Below are 17122 nucleotides of genomic sequence, written 5' to 3'. Positions count from 1 at the left end.
TGCTTAAGGTTCTGTCTATGTGAACTGCTTAGACGAGGTTCAAGCAACTAAAGACAAAATAAGGGCAAGCCTGTTACTTGCCCATTTCGTTTTATTATTCACCCATAGAGCTTGATGCACGGCGTCTGTCGGTCGCGCCATAGATCTTGCCATCTTTGACTTCAATGGCATTCAAGCCACTGACGACTGGAATGACATGCACCGGATAACCGAGCTGCATGAACTCTGGTACTAACATTTCGGCGTAGGTTTTCTTTTCGACGAGCAAACCCGTTGGGTCATAAGGTTTGGTACGATCAATCTTGGTCTTTGTCTTTTTGGTAAAACAGCGCAAAAGTACCGCCGCCAATCCCAGTCATATCCGGTTCAACCACCGACATTGTCATCTGCATCGCCACCATTGCATCGACTGCATTACCTCCTTGCTTGAGTACCGAATACCCAGTGCTGCTTACATATGGATTCGTTGCACTTACCATAAACTCTTCGCCAGTCTCGTCTGGCGTAATTGGAAAAGGATTTGGGTTAGAAGACGAAACTCAACATGATGGTATAAAGGACGGCATCTTTGTCATCAAAACCAGTAAGTGCGTTGAAATTCTCAACAAAGGCACCGTTTGCTTTACGAGCCTCAAAATATTGCACTTCGCCATTGATGGAGACGTTAGGTAACACATCGTAATCCACACCAATTAGGTAGCTGTTTCCTGTTAGGTGTTCGTGAGAATCAAACTCTGCTCCGTAAACGACGTATGGAGTGAATAAATCTAGTCTGTAGCCCAAACTAGCGTACATCGAGGACGAGATGTCACTGATCTGTCCTTCACTTGCAAGCACCGCTTGACCTAATTCATACTCAACACCTAACGACCAAAGTTGAATGTGTTGGTTGTCTTGTTTGCTACTGAATGGAGCTGTTATCGAAGTCCCAGGGATTGTAATCGTGCCAGAAACGGTTTGATCAAAATTGGAGTCGAGGAATGACAAGTTCCAACGATAGTTTTCACCGCTCAATTGAAGATTGGCACCGAACATTCGGTTGGTTTCAAATTCCAGTTTTGTAGTCGAGTTGAAATCTACGTCATTTTTATCTTTTATGCCGATAAACGGAGTAAGTAAAAGAGTAGCTTCGTCACTGACATCGTGAGTCCAGCTCACTTTTATGCCATTGAAAGCTGTGATTCCGAGAACGCTGTTATACACCTCTGTAGGTGGCCTCGCGGTCATATAGGCTTGGCCTACATAGTAGTACTCAGAGGCAAGGAACAGTGGCAGTCGTAATCGACCAATGCTGACATCAAAGTCATTAAATTCATAACCTAAGTAAGCCCACTCTAGCTGCGGCTCACTCCAATCATATTGGGGTGGCTTGACAACTTGCACGGAAGCTTTGAATGAGTTGTAGAAGTAATCGAGTTGAACACCAAATGTGGTATCACAGTCGTAACAGCTCTCATCAGTAAAACCGCGGTTGATGATTAATGGATTATCGTTATCCGATGTTGCCCAAGACGTTGAGCCAAAGCCACTCAAGGATAAATTATCGGTAAGTTCGATATTCGCAAAAGCCGGAGAGGCCATTGAGGCACATAACACTGACGTAATTATTCTTTTCATATTATTTCTCCGAACTTATAACGTAGAGAACGTTGGCATTTTGAGGAACCGAAGAGAGTGGGGAGTAACCAATACGGTTTGGTTTGTCATCAAGCCAGTCGACTAAGCTGTCGGTTGACGCCGTTTTGATTTCTCTTGGATAACGCGCTTTTCCTGAAAAAGATAAACCAGCCCAGTGTGCATTCATTTGAGCGGCATTTTTTCCAAGCAAAAGCTGATAAAAGTCCTCTCTTTCGGCACTGTTCTCAGGCCAATCAGACAGTTCAACACGTTTGCCATTGAGGTGCTTAGTTTTCCCTCTATAGAGCTTTCGCGCTTTGTTTATTGATATCTCTTCAAATCCGGAGTCTAAAGAAAATATGGCATAATCTTCAGCGGCATGAGCGGGGCTGAGAAGAAGTAAGCTTCCTAACAACCCTATCACTGCGGGTAGCAGCGCTCTGCACGAGAGTGTTTTAATTGTTTTGATCCAATCCATTGGTTTCTCCTAACAAGTCGCACTTTCTATTTGGTGGAACAGTTTTTCTTTTCTTACGGGCTTCGCTACGTACCCATCCATTCCGGAATCAAAGCACTTTTGAATATCATCATCGATAACACTAGCGGTTAACGCGATAATAGGAGTTTTGCTTAAGCCTTGGTTTTTCTCGTGTTCTCGAATCTCCTTAGTTGCCGTGAAACCGTCCATAACAGGCATCATGCAATCCATCAAAATAATGTCGAAGCTACTGTCGTTCTGGTACATATCAACGGCAATTTGTCCGTTGTCTGCAATTTCAAAGGCATATCCGGCCTTCTTCAGCATGATAGAAGCTACTTTTTGATTGACGCGGTTGTCTTCGACTAGCAAGATTCTCTCTGATTTGCTCGGAATTGCGTTTTGTTCCGCTTCTTCAGGCAAAGTACGTTTGGTCGCAGCCCCGTTGATAATTGGAGTGACAGTTGCAGGTTGTTTCTTAGGTTGAGCTTTATAGGAAGCTGGTAGTGGCATAGCTTCTACCGCGGTGAGTACTTTCTCTTTAAGCATTTCGAACTTGAATGGTTTTGGTACATAGTCATCCATACCAACGTCGAAACACCTCTGAATATCGTCATCGATGACACTGGCGGTCAATGCAATGATAGGGATGCGTCGCGTCGCTTCCGTTTCTTTTTCAATTCTTCGGATGTTGCTTGTTGCATCAAAGCCATCCATAACCGGCATCATGCAGTCCATGAGTATCGCCGCGTAATGAGGATTAGCGGTGAACATGTCCACAGCTTCTTGACCATTATTAGCGAACTCGAATTCAAAACCACTTTTACCGACATGAAGACCAGCAATTTTTTGGTTGATCTTGTTGTCTTCAACGATGAGGATTTTGTGTTGGATCTCGACTGATGTCTGGCTTGCTTCTGATAGTTCCGCCAAACCTCGAGTATCACAAAGCTCAATAGCTTTAATTAAACGCAAGCCGAGTAGGGGCTGTGCGACTTGTGCAGTAACGCTGTCACCAAGATCCGCTGGCTCACTTAAGAAGGAACGTATCAAACAGATAGTGATGCCGTTTTGGTGCAGCTTTTCTAAGTTATCTGCGTGGGTATTAGCTAGGAATGCGTCATCTTCGGCGAAAACAACAGTAATAGGTTTAGTGTGTTTTTGAGTGGAGAGCTGCTCTGTAATTGCCGTTATATCATTCGTTTTATCGGTAACCTTCAAACCATAAAGGTTAAGGTCGGACTCGATTCGCTCGGAGAGCATGTTTTCGTTACCCAGCACATAAATATCAGCCGTTGCTGTACTTGGTTTTGGCAGTATCAAGTCAACAGGCAATACCAAGTCGAAGTAGAAACAGCTTCCTTCACCTTTGACGGAGTCGAGTTGAATTTGACCACCCATCAGCTCTACCAACTGTGTACTGATGGCTAGACCAAGACCAGTACCACCAAATTGGCGTGTGGTTGAATCGTCTTCTTGAGCGAACGGTTCAAATATCTGTTTTTGTTGCAGTGAATCGATACCAATACCCGTGTCTCGTACAGCAAATCGAATGGTGGCATTGTTATCTGCTTTGTTGAGCGTTTGAATTGATAATGTGACGCCACCTTCAGCCGTAAACTTCACCGCATTCGACATAAAGTTCATCAAGATCTGTCTTAAACGGTGATCGTCTATCATCACGCGAGCTGGTGTGTCTGGGCTGATATCAACGTTAATCGATATTCTTTGTTCTTTCGCTTTTGGTGCCACAATAGAGGCGATGTCGTATATCGATTCTCTAATCGATGCAGAATGCGGGCTGATTAATAGCATGCCAGACTCAATTTTAGAGAAGTCTAAGATATCGTTGATTAAGCTAAGGAGCAGTTGGGATGAAGTTTCGATCGTATCAACATAGTCACGTTGTGTCGGTGTAAGCGGCGTATCTGCGAGGATTTCCGAAATACCAATAACACCATTGAGCGGGGTGCGAATTTCATGAGACATGTTGGCCAAGAAGCTACTTTTTGCTTTGCTGGCTTGTATTGCGTTGTCTTTCGCGTGTTCGGCATCCTCTTTGGCTCTCTCTGCGTCTTCTTTTGCTACCGTCAATCTCTCTTTCGCGAGCTCTCGTTCGATGGTCAATCGTTCAACTTGCTGAGCAAACAGACTGAGTTCATCTTTACCTTGGATTAATTTATCTAAAGAAGGGCGCGTGTCATCATTTTCGCTTTTTAAGAAAGCTAACACCAAATTAAGGTTGTTAGTGACTTGTCTCGCCAAGCTAAGAGTTAAACCCATAACAATCGCTGCCAGCAAAGCGACGATTGAAATAAACAGGGTTCGTTGTATTTGCGCGTCATAGATGGCTTGCTCAACTTCTTGTTGAAACTCTTGCTTGATTACGCCGCCAAGGCTTTGTAATAAGTTGAGCCGTGCGCTCATCGCTTCTAAGCCGACAGACACTTCTTGTGGCGTCAGTTGGCTGATTGTATTTAGGTCGAGTAGCGCGCTTCTTATCTCTTGGCTTTGAGCAAACACATCATTTCGAAACACTTCAACCATCAAAGAAACTTGATGTTCGTTGGCGTTCAATGAAACAAAGCGCTCTAAGAACAATTGCTGTCTTTCACTCAAGGTTTTGATCTGTTCGGCGAGTTCTGGGTCGTACTCTTGGCTGATTTGGAAGATCTCAATCAGTGAACTACCAAGCTTGAACTCTTCGCTCGACCAAAACATCAACCACTCAAGTTGTTGAAGGGCAGTGAGGTGCTGTTGAATTTCACGTTTAGTGTTTTCAAAAGGGACTTTCTCTACTTCAAGTAACAGTTGCTTGTATAAATCGCTCTGCCATTCGAGGGCATCCAATTTATCGTAAGTGTCAGTCACTTGCATCGTCGATAAGGTCGCTTCGCTGAAATCGGCAACAAGTTGATTCATTTCACCAGATGCGTCTAAAAAAATGATGGGAGACAGGTTTTTAAGTTCTGCCTTTACTTGGTTGCTTTGAGTAGCAAACTCTTCAGGGCTAGAGGCTAAGGTACTTCTATACAAAATAGAAATATCTTGAAGATAGGCAGATAACTGATTGGTTCGTTCAAAATCGGTTAACTGAGTCGTTAATATATAAGCCTGTCTACCTGCTAGGAAGAGTAATAATGAAATGGGAAGTAGAACTAAGCCAAAGAGTTTATGTTTGACTGAAAGGTTATTCCAAACCGTAATCGCCATATAAGGATCCATCCAACTGTCGTTATATAAAAACAGTAGAATAAAAATGCCGATATGGAAACTTTGAAACGGTAAATTTTACGTAAGTGTGGGAGAGGTATAAGTTCTTGTGATTCCAGAGCTTATTTTGAAATGCGTTCTTTTATTAGTAATTTATAGCGTTTGGCAGTTTGTTTAATTTTATGCTTATTGATGAATCACTTAAAAAGCTTACTAATGAGGACGATTGTTATCGAGGCTTAATTCGAAAAGAAGTTGCTCTAATACGGTTTTTGCAGAGGGTTCTAATGTCCAAATACCGAGCATTCTGTTAAGTGCGGCGCGATACACTCTGTTTTTTAGTAGGAAGGCGAGTGTGCTCGTATCATTGCTGAATACGTGCATTTGTACGATGGTGAGCTCTGCTTTGTTCTCAATGTCTATTTTCTGAAGATTGAAAGCGGGTAGGAAGGCAGACTCATACCAAACCTCAACGATCTCTCGAAGCTCCATCTCTTCTTCAGGTACATCGCACTCCTGAAGTTGGTGGTTTTCAGGAATTGCGGATAAGTAAGCTACATCAAGCTTGTCTGCAACGAATGTGTACATATTCTTCCTTGTTACCTGTGGTATTGGGGCGAATCATCCCTCTCGCTTATGAATTTGTCAATTATATCCATTTCCCTAAATAGCGAATTGTGATTAAGCGTTGAGGTTTTAGCTTAAGCTGTTTAAGTATTTGTCTGTTAAGCCAAAATATTTCAAATTTCCATCCGGCTCTAACACTAAACTCATGTTTGATGTTGCGATCAAACCAGGGTCGTTGGTCGAAAAAATGACTGTTTTATTCAGCAACTTATCGCTGAACAAACGGTTAAAGTACTGCGCATTTTCATTTTCTGCACCATTGAATGGCTCATCAATAATAATCAGAGATTGCTCACAGTTACCTAAGCCGAGTGCCAGACGCAATTTTTGTTGAATTCCATTCGGGAGGCTTTTGCATTTATCCACGCTTAACTGAGTAGCTAAGCCTTCCGGAAGCCATTCATCTAACTCGAAGAAGCTCACCATCTCTTGCATCTTGTCTGTTGGAATCAGTCCGTTGTGTAAAATGAAGTTGGTCTCAAGTGAGCCTTCAAAAATATGCAAATTAAAAGGGATGTAGTTAATCGAGGTGCGATAACGGTAGCTATTGAACTGTTTAATGTTGTAACCATCGACAGAGACTGCGCCTTGATAGCGGTCTTCTAACCCAGCAATGATTGAAATTAAGGTGGTTTTGCCGCAGCCCGTTGGGCCACAAATGACCACTTTTGCACTGGGTGGGATTTTGAACCCCAAGTTAGTTAAGCCGGTTGCTGCTCCCGCGTATCGGTGACTGACACCGCTGCCCACGATGCTGCCTTGGAACAGGCGAATAGGCGGGCTTTTTTCTAAGGTCAATTTGTCGTCATTCATCGACATCAGGTTGTTTATCTGTGCTGATGAAGCCTTGATCGATTGGAACTTGGAAATTGAGTTATAGATACCCATGATTGGGCCTAACGCTTTCCAAACCAAAATAACGGTTGCGAGCATGGCACCCGCATCAGAAGTACCTTCCATCACGCCGATTACCGCGGTCACGATACTTGCTGTACCAATCACTTGAATCAAACTGCCACCAGCGGCCTGAATCTTACTGTTAGTCACGGCAACGTTCTCTGCATCGCTGGTGCTTTGCATATGCGATGCACTGAATCGAGATTGAACGACACGAAGTAAAGGCAGGCCTTGGATTGTTTTGATACCACGAAGGATTTCGTTCCATTGATACGAGACCATCGCATTGGCACGCGAACTTTTGGATGTGGCTTGCGAGTAGATATAGCGCGAGTAAATACAGAACACTAACATCAGTATTAAGCCGCCCATCACCACCAATGCCGCTGTACCAGACATCAGAGCAATGGCGATGATAAATACAATCACAAACGGCATATCAAAATAGCTAAGCGTTGATTCTGCGGTCACCAAGCGTCGGAAGGTATCGATATCTTTCAAACGCGCTAACTGAGAAGAGACCCCAGCTGTAGATGTCATCGCATAAGGTAGCCACAGCAGCTTAGATATAACGGCTTGCGAGATGTGCACGGCGAGATCTTTACCGGACGTGGCAATGATATTTACCCGCATCTTTTTAAAGAAATACTCCGAGAAGCCAACAATAATGGCGAATAAGGTTAACCAATAGAGTGTGGCTTCGGAGCTCGAAGTCAGTGCGAAGTTATATACACTCATAATAAAGAATGGCTGCAATGCACCGAGAATACTGATGACGAAGCTCAGAATGATCAGGCTTTTAAGTTCATTGTTATAACGATAGAAAGCGTATTTAATCCAATTGCTTCTGTCTTGCGATTCCGGAGGTGGCTCGCGGAACAGACGAGAATATTCGCTAATCGCAATCAGCAAACAGGGCTTTTTGCACATTGGGTATTCAATGGTGTTGTTGTTCGTGTAATCAAACAGCAGCAACTTTCCATCTTTGGTGCCTAAGAAAATCGCACTTAGATTCTCTATTTCAATAAAGCATGGCTGAGGGTGTTTATCTATATTCTCGAGTGTCTTTAATTTGGTCACATCACAGCGATACCCAAGACGCTCTATGGTTGCTGTAAAGCTGTCGCTGTCTTTGTGTTTCGGAATAAAAGCATCGCTGAGTATCGCGGGTGTGCCTTCCCATTCGAGTGCTATCAAGGTGTAGGCCAAACCGCGGATAAGTGGCGATTGACTGTAACGTTCGTCGTATCCGCTGGATTCAAAATCCAAGACACGTTGCGGTACATTATTGAAGTCGACTAAGATACTCATTGGTCACTTCCGGTAAGTTTTACGCGTTTGAGGCGATGGTTAAGCTTGTCCATTTTATTACTGGCGATGATCAAGATTTTGTCGTTGGCTCGATAAGCCGTACTGGTGAGAACCATTCGTGCAAATTCCTCATCAAACACACAGTCGATGTCATCAAATATCAATACGCGCTTACTGGCGAGCAGGGCGCGAACTAATAATAGGGCGTAGCCAACTTGGCGTGAGAATGGGTTACGCATATGGCCTTTGAGTTCTGTATAAAAACCGGCAGGAAGCCCATCAATTTGAGCTTTGATGTTCATGGTTTCACACAGTGCAAACGCCGTGTTATTCAAGCTTGGGCGGAAACAGGTGAGGTTATCGATAATCGTCCCTTCTACGAACGAACTGGTCTTATCAACCATCAGAACACTGTTACGCCAAACGTTGTAATTGACGTCATCCAAAGGCGTGTCGTTAATCATGATATCTAGTTTGCTATCACTGTTCTGACGCGTAATACAGTTAGCGAGGTGGGTCTTACCTGAACCACTTTTCCCTGTCAGCAAATAGGCTTGTCCGAGTTCGAACTCGATACGCTGCTTTTCAGAATACTTAACCGAGATACGTTCTACTTCTGTTGTTTCATGTTGGTGTTCAACAGAGGCGGCCAATTCAAGGAGGTCAACGATACGCTGAATATGGAGTTTGTTTAACTCCCAACGGCTCGCGGTGCGCATCACTTGTTGGTAAGGCGCAAAATAACGGTTGGTTAGCATGATGATCGCGGCCATGATGCCTTGGCTAGATTCCATATTGATAACGGCCGTTGCCAGTACCACAACAACACAAGCTATAGAAAGCTGTTGGATGAGCGCCAATATTAGGCTGAAGTTAGATTCAATCTGCTCATATTTGATGTTCTCAACTTCGCGCTCTTCGACCATTTGTGTCATCAGGCTTTCAACGCGGTATTCCATATTTCGAGCTTTGATATCAAGCGGGCTAGAGATGATCTCAATGATTTTGGAGGTAGTTAACCCTTCGATGTCTGACTTATTCTGCAAACTACCAATCTTTTGTTTGGAAAGGCTCCACGCAAAAATAGCCAAGATGACAGAGGCAATCAGAAGGGTAATGCCAGCCCATATGTTGATGAGTCCTATGATGAGGATAGTGATCACGCTGACGGCAAGGTTGATAAGCGCTCGAACCGATTCGCCACCAAAGAAGGTTTTCAATTCAGGAATGGTTGAGATTCGTTCTAGGTATTCGCCTGGCTCCAAACGTCGGAACTTAGAGATTTCCGCCAAACAGATGGATTGAAATACCTTATTGGTTAAGTTGGTCTCAAACTGCCTCATGATGACAGAGGAAATCTTCTCTTCCTGATTTTTTAAGTGATAGTCGAGGAAGATAGAAATCAAGATAATCGCGAACAATAAGAACAGAGTATCTTGTGCTTGGTTGGGTAACACTCGGTCAAAAATGATCAGAATGGAGAAGGGCAGTACCAAACCAAACAGGGTCGATATTATCGTTGAGAAAGTCAGATAACACTTATCTGCCATGTTGATCTTTTGCGAAAACTGCTCAGTTTGCATTTCGACCTCCTTTCCTCAACGACTCCGTTGAGAGAAGATGTTTAGGCACCAAATCTTGATTGTCTCGTCCCTCAATATCGCTCATTAATTGCATCACGCTTTCGATAGATTGAATTGAGAGTATTCCCTTAATTTGCTCAAGCTTGATGGTCTCGATGATGTAGTCGTATCGTGCGCTTTCGTAGTCTCTTAAGGCGCTGAATAGTTTACTTTCCGCCGCCAGCAAGTCGGTGATAGTACGCGTGCCCAATTGGTAGGCTCTTTGGATCCCTTTATAAGACGCGTAGTTGGCGCGAATGATGTTTTCGTAACTGCTTATAGACTGCGAGAAATCGTTAATGTTGAGCACGGAGGTATTCACACTGTTACGTGTGGTGTAAAGCGAATCTTGGTAAAGCAGCTCAGTACGTTCGATGGCCGTCGATGATTTTTGATAGCCGTAGTAATCAGAGCCACCAGACAAGATAGGAACTGCTAGGTTTAACCCAACACTGGTTGAGTTACTTTCGCCTGTCGCTGTAATGTCGGTTTTGTCGAAGTTATTGGCGTCATCGTGTCGATAGCTGGCTGAAAGCGATACGGTCGGTAAGAAGTTCGAACCGCTCTCTTTTAAGCTTCTGCGGCTTCTCTCGACGTTTTTCTTAGCCACTAACAAGTCGTTGTTGAGCTTTAACGCTTGATCCATGATTGATCGTTGTTCGGTTTCGTTTATCTCTTTTAAAGGCACACTTTCGTAGATATCTTGAGACGGAGTGATAGGGTATTGAATCTGAATCGTTAGCCCGTTGAGAATGACGCGACGGTCTTTCTGCAAGGTTCTCAATCGATTCGACACACCTTCTTTCTGAGCAATCACTTCGTAAAGCTCACTGGCGGCTGTATTGCCGAGTTCCACATTGCGTCGCATTTGATGTTCACGCGTCTCAGACGACTTAAGCTCTACCTTGGTCGCTTTAATTTGTGCGTTGTTTTTCAAATACTCAAAGTATTGAGAGCCGATTTCTGAAATAGTGCTTTGGATTTTGTTCTCGTGTTTAATCTCTTCGATATTGAAGTCGAGCTTTGCTGTCCCATATTTGAAAATGTCACCAAGGTTGAATATGGATTGCGATAGCGAAAGGCTGTAGCTGTTTGAGTTATAGCTAGAGGTTTCATCCGGCACGCTCGAGAGCAAGGTTTCATTCTCGTTCCATGTGGTATCGGCAGCACCATTGAGTGAAGGCAGAAATTTAGAGCGACTGATACCAATGTTGTACTCGTTTTCTTCAACACCTTTATCACTGGCGCGAAGAGACAGGCTGTTTTGCAGGCCGAGTTCTACCGCCTCAAGCAGGGTAGTCGCCGATGCTGAAGGTGTCGTGCTGAATGTGAGTGCAGCTATGATGCTGCTAGTTAAGTTTCTGTACCGCCACATACTTGTTGATCACCTTGATGATTTGGTCGCTTTTATAAGGTTTGCTGATCACGTAATCCATTCCGGCCTCAATACAAGCCTGGTGTTCGTTACTGCTGGTCAATGCGGTTGCACCTATGATGGTACAAGGGTTTTTCTCGTTTTCTTGTTCGAATTGGCGAATGCGTTTTGTGGCTTCGATGCCACCCATACCCGGCATGATGCAATCCATGAAGATGATGTCAGAACGCTTATTCATGAAGTGCTTCACGGCATCGGCGCCATCGCCAACCATGTCTGGTTCATATTCTTGTTTGGTCAAGATTCGTTTCAGTAAAATTTGTTGAACTCGGTCATCCTCTACGATAAGGAATGAGCTGTTTTCCATCTGTTCTTCCGATGCTTCCGCTTCCATAATGGTGAGTAGGTTTGGAATGAACTCGTAAGGGATAGCAGGAGCGTTGATGATTTTGTCGACGAAGCTATGACACTCTTGTGCTTGCTGAGTGTTGGTCACTGACAACAGTAACTTGGTATTTGGGTGGTTCTTAAGCTGAGATTTCACCGTCTTGCTCAACGACGGCAGCTTGTTGGGTTCAAAGGTATCGGTCAACATTATCGCATCGTAATCACCGAACGTTTTCGCCGCTGAGAAAAGCTCATTTGCAGTGCGAATCTCGGTGATATCAAGCCCCAAGTTACTGAGCATTTTCTTCATCACATCGATGCGAACTTGAGTATTAGCACACAAGAGTAAACGCTTGCCATCAAAGCGAGTTTTCTCTGTGTGGAAGTTCTTAGCCTTAAGATCAAGCTCGATCTGAAAACGTTCCTGAGCCCCTGACTGGAACCAGTGGCTCTCGTAATATCCGTAATCCTTCAGAACGCTTTTCGCTAAGTCATCTGTGCTGGCTGTATGGTCTTTGTGTGCGCTCCAATGGAGTTTGTTGAGCTTGGCAACAGAAACATCCAGTGTTGATAAGAAGTTGAGGTTGATGGTGACACGGGTATTTTCCATGTCTGAAGCCGCACCCGATTCAATCGTTACAAACAGTTTCTTATTTGATTTGAGTTGAATAGCGTTAGAAAGTTGAAGGAACAGTATCCAGAATAAGCTGGTGGATTGGCCTGCAACACGATTCGGTAAGTTGTCAGAGATAAAACAGTCAAGTTGGCTTTCATTACGTTGTACTTTGGCACTGATATGAATCATTAATTCAGATAACACGCTCAGTAAAGAGAACTCTTTCGACTTGCTTTCCGTACCCTGTGATATCAAGCGATTATAGTTTTCTGCTAACTCAGATAGTGTGCTACACGCAGAGGTAATATCGTTCGCCATCAACACGCCGTTTTCATCGGTTTCTTGAACCAGATATTGGACACCACCGTTGATGGTGTTTGTAATTCCGCGAATCTCATAACCGATCAGCGCATACAACTGTTTGTAGAGATCGTTATTGCGCTTTTGGTCTTCTAATTTACTGAAAATAAGTTTGAGATGAGAGTAAATCTGACGCTGCTTGGGGTTGATGCTAACTTCATTAAGAAGCTCTTCAAGACGTTGTAAATCTAGCTGCTTCAGCTCTTGATACAGGGCATCGAATTCATAGTCGATTTCGCGTTCGTTAGAACTGGATTTCTTTAGCTTCAACATAGCAACTGAGTTGGATAGAATCGTAATCACAGCCAATATCACGACCACCATAAACAACCAGATAAAGAACTCGTTTTTTTCTGACATTAAGTCATTTGCATGGTTGTTAAACATGGTGCGATAGTTGTCGTCCATCTGCAGATAGTTATTGGTCAATGAAAGGTACAAGCCTAATACGTCGTTACGTGTTTTTGCGCTATCGGAGAAACGATTAATCGCCAATTCCAGTTGTGTGTATTCAGTTGCCCCAACCAAGCTGAACTCGGTTTTGTTCAACGAGGCTAAAGAGCGAAATTCATCAATTTCAAGCTTCAAGTTAACCAGGTTGAATTCGTTAGTGCCGCAAGTGTTGGTACTTAAACACTGTTGCAGAGTTTGAATATCTTGTTCTATGGTCTGATTAAGCTTCTGGGCTTGTATGAGCAGTGGGGCGCTTTGCACTTGTGCGACTGAATCTATTTTTGACCAAGAAAAGTATAAATAGAAAGCGAGCGCAGCCAATACCACGCTAAATAGTATGCTTAGACGTAGGGCGGGTATGGAAATATTGTACGAAGGTTTACCGCTCATTGATTATCTCTCATCGAAAGCATCCTCGATGGCTGACATCACCGGTTTCGCAGCGTATTCGATCACGCGACGCGAGCCTGTTTTCACATCAGCGGTAAACTCCATGTAAGGTGATAACTTGTATTGAGTGCCTCCTCGTTCAAGAAAGTTTCGGTCAATTTCAATCTCAGCTAAATAGAATTCAGCGTCTTCTTCTTCGTATGATGAACGGCTGATTGAGGCGATGGTTCCCTCAACAAACCCGTATTTTGCAAAGTTATAGGTATCCATTTTTACTTTCACTGCCTGACCAATTTCGACAAATCCCATGTCTTTACGTGGGATCTTCGCTTCACCGTGTAACGAATTATTTATTGGGGCAATATCGGCGATACTTTCTCCTGGCGGAATCACAGCAGAACGGAAATTGAAGTGAAGTTTATCGACCACACCATCGACTGGCGAGTAGACGACTAGGCGATCAACCTTGTCGGAATGCTGCGGTTGTAAGATTCGCTTTAGCTTGAGGTCTTTGTTCGCTTGAATGATTTGTGCTTGGTACTCAGAGTTTCGATTCTCAACCAAGTCACGGTGTTGCTTTTCCAGTTTGTCGAGTTGGAAACGCTCATTCATCACAGATTCGTCAAGGTTCTCAATCTCACGCACCATATTCGACTCTTGTACTTTCATGTTAAGAACGTCGACATAAGACGCCATCTCTTCTTTATAGAGGGTGTTTTTGATGTTGAGCTGCTTACGTATCAGAGAGAGTTGATTCTCTGAACTTTTGCGACGCTTTAACATTGAACTGATCAACGAGTTCTTGTGCTTAATATCGTGTGTAATGAGTTCTTCATTTGAACGGTTTTTAGAGAATTCTTGTCTCCAGGTATTCATGTTGACCTGAACTTGCTCAGGGTATTTCTCAATGAAAGCGTCGAAGTTAGGCTCTATCATGTCGCGTAAGCTTTCATAACGAATCTTATCGAGCTCTATCTGAATAATTTCAGTATTGACGGTATCAAGTTGAGTGTTACGGTCAAGTGAGCGTATTCGAGCGATAGGTTGGCCCTCATAAACGACTTCCCCTTTTCTGACTAACAATTCTTCTAATATCCCGCCTTCTAAATGCTGAACTTTCTCAACATCCGATTCCAATAGCAGTTCGCCACGTACAGAAACAACAATATCGATACGTGCTTGTGACGCCACCGCAATAGCGACCAAAGCGAGCAAGAATATAATGAGCAACGTTTTGTGAACGCTGGTCATGGCACTAGCAAGCACAATAGTGTCATCAGCTGTGACCTTAGAAGCCTCGTTATTGGAAACGAGTGCTTTTCTGAGGTGATGTTCTATTTGGTTATTGCTCATGACTGACCTCGGTTACTTGCCATCTATTACTTGCCATCTATTACTTCCTTAATATCCAACAAGTGGTTGATTTGTCGATTGACGTTGTGCAATTCAGTTTTTACATCCTCTATTAGATCTTCCGGCGCAGGAAACTCGTGTCTACTCAAGTGTTCCAATTTGGCCATTTTTGGCGGAAGGTCTTGGTCGCAAAGCAACGTTAAGATGGTCTTCAATCGTTTTGAGTAACTATTGAGTTCATCAAAATGAGTACCGTTATGAAGCGCTTCTATATTTAGGGCTGCGTCAGAAAAGTCATTGTAAAAGTCGCCTAATAGCAATTGCAGCCCTTTGTGGTTGTTGTCGACCGAGCGCAACAAATTCGTCATGTCTATCATCGCTCCACTGCCTTAATTGCTTTAATCACAATAACTAAGGATCTTTAAAGGCAGTTTTCAAATTTTTTTTGATTCTTTCTCTTTAAAAAGAAATTATGAAAAATGTTGTATAAAAAATTGGTTTTTCAAAATGATGTCCTTTAATGCCTCTATAAATACGATCAGTTAGCTAGTAGCAACGGAGGCTGTAATGGCAGGCGAAAATAACCAAAACAACCAAAATGAAGATCTAAATGACGCGGTAGAACAAACGGACACGAACGACGCGGGTACGCCCTCCCAACAGCAGAATCAACAAAATCAACAAAACACGATTGCGTCGACAATAGCGACGGGTGCTGAAAATGCGGATGCGGCAGACGAAGTTAACCAGGCTTTAGACGAAAATCCGAGTGGTGCAGGTAATGCTGAAGATGCCTCTGCTTCTGGTGCGGCTGTGCAAGAAGAGACGCCAGAAAGTGATGGAGATTCAGACGCTGCACAATCCAATGTAGTTGGTGGAGCCGCTTCTGAAGCTGGCTCGGATAACGCTGCTGGCAGTGGTGGCGGTGCTGGAGCGGGCGCACAAGCTGTAGGTGGTGATATCGCAGAGGCTGCGACAGGAGGTGTAGACGCTGAAGGTAATGAAGAACAAGGCCAAGCTGCGCGTACTTCAGCAGCGCCGAGTGCGACATCTTCAGAGTCGGGTGACCAACAAGTTGGTGATGAGCTAGATTCACAAACAGTAGAAGAGACGTTTGCAGTTGATGTTCAAGCTTCTGACGAAGAGACCATTAGCGAAGTAGAGGATGACTTTGATTCTGAAACGGTAAGCGAAACGTTTAAAATCAAAGTGGAAAGTGAAAATGATGCGCCAGAAGCTGAACAAGATCTGGCTTACATCATGGATGAAGATGGCTCCATAACATTCACTCAAGAACAATTACTCGAATACGCAAGTGATGTAGATGGGGACGAGCTTGTTGCTTCTAACGTTCAAGTTGGTGATGATGCAACAGTTCAAGACAATGGTGATGGTACTTTCACCGTTGTTCCTTCAGCTGATTTTAATGGTGAACTTGACCTTACTTTCGACATCAGTGACGGCCAAGAAACGATTAGCAGCGCAATTGATTTAACGGTACGCCCGATTAATGACGCGCCTGTTCCTGAAGATAAAACGTTTGAAATCGAGGAAGACGGAACTCTTGTATTCACCGACGCTGACCTCCTTTCTGGTGCGACAGACATTGAAGGTGACAACCTAACTGTTGAAGGTGTGACCTACAATGGTGGCGACGGTATCCTTACTGACAATGGCAACGGTACGTACACCTTTGCGCCAAATGAAAACTTCAATGGTGACGTAAACTTCGGCTTCGATGTGTCAGACGGAACCGATACGGTCTCTGCGAACATCGATGTAAGTGTGACTGCGGTTGATGATGCGCCTGTGTCTGGTGACCTAGCGTACTCAATCGATGAAGACGGTTCTATCCGTTTAAGCCAAGAGCAATTGCTATCACAAGCATCTGACGTAGAGGGCGATGACCTTACTGCTAGCGGCCTAACGGTTGGTGGAGATGCGACGGTTGTAGCTAATGATGACGGCAGCTTCACCATCACGCCAGATGAGAACTTCAATGGTGACATCGATATCAGCTTCGATATCTCAGATGGTACTAACACCGTTCAAGCTTCAGCAGACCTGACGGTTAACCCAGTAAATGATTTACCTGTTCCACAAGACCAACAATTCAGTGTTGAAGAAGACGGCACGTTAATCTTCACTGATGCAGACCTATTAACAGGCGCAACGGACATTGAAGGTGACAACCTTACAGTTGAAGGTGTGACCTACGATGGTGGCGACGGTATTCTTACCGACAATGGTAATGGCACATACACCTTCGCACCGAATGAAAACTTCAATGGCGACGTAAACTTCGGTTTTGATGTGTCTGACGGCACCGATACGGTCTCTGCAAACATCGATGTGAGTGTTACAGCGGTTGATGATGCGCCAGTGTCTGGTGACTTAGCGTACTCAATCGATGAAGACGGTTC

At 43.9% G+C, this 17122-nt stretch carries 12 protein-coding genes and 1 pseudogene; 1 reads left to right on the top strand and 12 read right to left on the bottom strand.

The features are described from left to right. Window positions 1–94 precede the first annotated feature (94 nt). The 12 genes and pseudogenes from AB4583_RS02680 to AB4583_RS02625 form a co-directional block, all read right to left on the bottom strand. A pseudogene (locus tag AB4583_RS02680) lies at window positions 95–307 on the bottom strand (gamma-glutamyltransferase); the annotation flags it as partial. Then, on the bottom strand, window positions 297–380 hold the full coding sequence (locus AB4583_RS02675; protein WP_371726260.1) for a hypothetical protein: 84 nt from the start codon (window positions 378–380) through the stop codon (window positions 297–299). The gene AB4583_RS02675 and the pseudogene AB4583_RS02680, both read right to left, overlap by 11 nt. Before the next feature lie 145 nt (window positions 381–525). Then, window positions 526–1617, bottom strand: coding sequence for a sulfate ABC transporter permease (locus AB4583_RS02670; protein WP_372116322.1), 1092 nt, complete (start codon window positions 1615–1617; stop codon window positions 526–528). A 1-nt stretch (window position 1618) separates the two neighbouring features. Then, window positions 1619–2095, bottom strand: a complete 477-nt coding sequence (locus AB4583_RS02665; protein WP_017069467.1) for a hypothetical protein — start codon at window positions 2093–2095, stop codon at window positions 1619–1621. Between the two features lie 9 nt (window positions 2096–2104). Beyond that, on the bottom strand, window positions 2105–5308 hold the full coding sequence (locus tag AB4583_RS02660) for a response regulator (RefSeq protein ID WP_372116319.1): 3204 nt from the start codon (window positions 5306–5308) through the stop codon (window positions 2105–2107). 213 nt (window positions 5309–5521) lie between these two features. After that, a complete protein-coding gene (locus AB4583_RS02655) occupies window positions 5522–5896 on the bottom strand; it encodes a hypothetical protein (protein WP_017060464.1) in 375 nt (124 codons plus the stop codon). A 108-nt stretch (window positions 5897–6004) separates the two neighbouring features. Continuing rightward, window positions 6005–8143: an ATP-binding cassette domain-containing protein gene (locus AB4583_RS02650; RefSeq protein ID WP_017067905.1), complete on the bottom strand. Its 2139-nt coding sequence runs from the start codon at window positions 8141–8143 to the stop codon at window positions 6005–6007. Then, the gene (locus AB4583_RS02645) at window positions 8140–9726 is read right to left on the bottom strand and encodes an ABC transporter transmembrane domain-containing protein (protein ID WP_372116317.1); all 1587 of its coding nucleotides are present in this window, start codon (window positions 9724–9726) and stop codon (window positions 8140–8142) included. The genes AB4583_RS02650 and AB4583_RS02645 overlap by 4 nt, the downstream gene beginning before the upstream one ends. After that, complete coding sequence (locus tag AB4583_RS02640) at window positions 9716–11140, bottom strand: TolC family protein (RefSeq protein WP_372116314.1); 1425 nt, start codon at window positions 11138–11140, stop codon at window positions 9716–9718. Before AB4583_RS02640 ends, AB4583_RS02645 begins: the two co-directional genes overlap by 11 nt. Beyond that, window positions 11115–13346, bottom strand: a complete 2232-nt coding sequence (locus AB4583_RS02635) for a response regulator (protein ID WP_029235405.1) — start codon at window positions 13344–13346, stop codon at window positions 11115–11117. Before AB4583_RS02635 ends, AB4583_RS02640 begins: the two co-directional genes overlap by 26 nt. A gap of 3 nt (window positions 13347–13349) precedes the next feature. Then, entirely contained in the window at window positions 13350–14699 is a 1350-nt protein-coding gene (locus AB4583_RS02630) for an HlyD family type I secretion periplasmic adaptor subunit (protein WP_017060459.1), read from the bottom strand. Between the two features lie 26 nt (window positions 14700–14725). Beyond that, the gene (locus tag AB4583_RS02625) at window positions 14726–15076 is read right to left on the bottom strand and encodes a hypothetical protein (RefSeq protein ID WP_372116311.1); all 351 of its coding nucleotides are present in this window, start codon (window positions 15074–15076) and stop codon (window positions 14726–14728) included. A gap of 190 nt (window positions 15077–15266) precedes the next feature. On the opposite strand from AB4583_RS02625, the gene AB4583_RS02620 reads away from it, so the two are divergent. After that, window positions 15267–17122 (top strand): tandem-95 repeat protein (locus tag AB4583_RS02620; RefSeq protein WP_372116309.1); only part of this gene is annotated, 1856 nt, incomplete at its 3' end.

The organism is Vibrio sp. 10N.222.49.C12, from assembly GCF_041475025.1.
In the GTDB taxonomy this organism is placed as follows: Bacteria; Pseudomonadota; Gammaproteobacteria; order Enterobacterales; family Vibrionaceae; genus Vibrio; species Vibrio crassostreae_C.
Note: the sequence above shows the minus strand (reverse complement) of the source record. Positions and strands in the feature narration are given on the sequence as shown.